This is a genomic window from Fibrobacter sp., assembly GCA_024399065.1.
GTDB lineage: Bacteria > Fibrobacterota > Fibrobacteria > Fibrobacterales > Fibrobacteraceae > Fibrobacter.
The window spans coordinates 1-1,406 of record JAKSIB010000098.1 but is presented as its reverse complement, the minus strand read 5'-3'; the positions used below and the strand labels follow the sequence as shown (position 1 = coordinate 1,406).

The window sequence follows — 1,406 nt, the reverse complement described above, 5'->3', positions numbered from 1 at the left end:
TTGACAAGTCCTAAATAACCGTTACAGTTTTAGACTTAATTTATACAGGACAAAAATAGTACTTTTTAGAAGATTGTTGCAGGACTAGTCCTGCAACAATCTTCTTTTTTGTATTTTTTTATCCTCAATCTTCTTTGGGTGTGCATTTGACAAGGCGTGAGATATCCGCAGGAGAGGTGAGGTCTTAGTCTATTATAGGTGTTTATTGCATCCCTAACAGCTATTTTCATCCCTTCTAGCGGAAGTTTCAGCTCCTCTAACAAAAACTCTTGCTTGAGTATTCCGTTGATGCGTTCTGCCACCGCGTTGGCGTATGGGTCGTAGCTTTCTGTCATACTCGTTTTGATTCCATACCTCTTCAGCCTGTTCTGATATGCGTCGGAGCAGTATTGTATGCCTCTATCCGAGTGGTGTATCAGAGACTCCTTCTTGTACATACGCGAAGCCTGGGCCATCTTTAAGGCACGAAGCGCACCCTCTGTGTTCAGGCTTTCAGACAGATCGTATCCAACAACCTTTTTCGAGTACGCATCAGTCACAAGGGCCAGGTACATGTGCTTGTCACGGCCCCCGACATACGTGATATCAGATACCCACACTTGCTCTGGACGGACTATATCCATTCCTTCCACAAGGTTCTTATGCTTTCTGAACCTATGGTGTGAGTTTGTTGTGACATGATACGATCGCATAGGACTGACCAGCATGTGGTTCGCCCTTAGGATAGAGAACATCTTGTCTCTCCCTACCGACAGACTCCGCATTTGCGGTTTGAGCATATAATACAGCTTCCTGCACCCGATTCGGGGCATTTCGGCCCGTATCTTTTCAACACTTTCCACGACTTCCGTCGCACGGTTCTTGATTTGGGTCGCACGCCATTTCTTCCTGTAATACGATTGCCTGCTCACCCCGAACAGTTCGCAAATGGCGACTTTGGGCAATCCGCTCACTTGCTTGTATTCTTCGACTGTCCGGGTAACATATTTTTTCTGATGTCCACCTTCAGATCCTTCTCTGCGATGTCTATCATCAGGTCGAAGATCGCTACCTTGTGGTCCTTCATCTCCAGCTCGTGCTCCAGCCTTGCGTTCTTCCTTTCCAGCTGCTTGATCTTTTCCTTTAGCTCCAGAAGCTCCTGTTCTTTACTCTTTGGCATCTTTCCTCCTTTGATATTTGTCCAGTCAAAGGTACCATATTTTTCCATCCATCGCTTCACGGTTGTCTCACTTTGTATTCCGTACTTGCGCGCGATGGCGCATAATCCGATGTCGGTCGTCTCTACTTCTTTTACCACTGACATCTTGAAGCTCATGCTGTAGTCTTTCTGCGTGCGCTTCACATAACCATTTCCTTTCTCTTTCATAACGTCACTTTTTTTGTAACGCTATTTTAGGACTAGACAC

At 45.7% G+C, this 1,406-nt stretch carries 2 protein-coding genes; both read right to left on the bottom strand.

The features are described from left to right. Positions 1–65 precede the first annotated feature (65 nt). Entirely contained in the window at positions 66–953 is an 888-nt protein-coding gene (locus MJZ25_16630; GenBank protein MCQ2125791.1) for an IS3 family transposase, read from the bottom strand. Continuing rightward, entirely contained in the window at positions 950–1,366 is a 417-nt protein-coding gene (locus MJZ25_16625; GenBank protein MCQ2125790.1) for a hypothetical protein, read from the bottom strand. The genes MJZ25_16630 and MJZ25_16625 overlap by 4 nt, the downstream gene beginning before the upstream one ends. Between the last annotated feature and the right edge of the window lie 40 nt (positions 1,367–1,406).